Annotated in this window: 1 protein-coding gene; it reads right to left on the reverse strand. The window is 50.8% G+C overall.

What is annotated here, in order from left to right; translation table 11 throughout:
* The coding region (locus tag AAEZ06_RS27900) for a hypothetical protein (protein WP_350617406.1) at positions 1 to 250 on the reverse strand (250 nt) is incomplete at both ends.

A 250-nucleotide genomic window follows, 5' to 3' on the forward strand; every position in this document is an offset into this window, starting at 1 on the left:
GCGCTGGGCTTACCGCCTAGCAGGGGCACGAACTTTTGCCACCACTGATTGACATCACCAAACTGTAAGGCGGCACGGGCGAACTGACGGACGAACATTGGATCAGATTGCCTATGCGCTGTTTTTAGATGGTCGCGTATTTCAGTGAGTAGCGACTCATCGCCGCAGACATATTCGCCGTCCAGTATGGCGGACAAATAAATACTGTGCATCGGATCGCTGTTTTTAAACCACAAACTGAGGTTTGCTT

Source organism: Pseudomonas sp. HY7a-MNA-CIBAN-0227, assembly GCF_040310325.1.
Taxonomy (GTDB): Bacteria; Pseudomonadota; Gammaproteobacteria; order Pseudomonadales; family Pseudomonadaceae; genus Aquipseudomonas.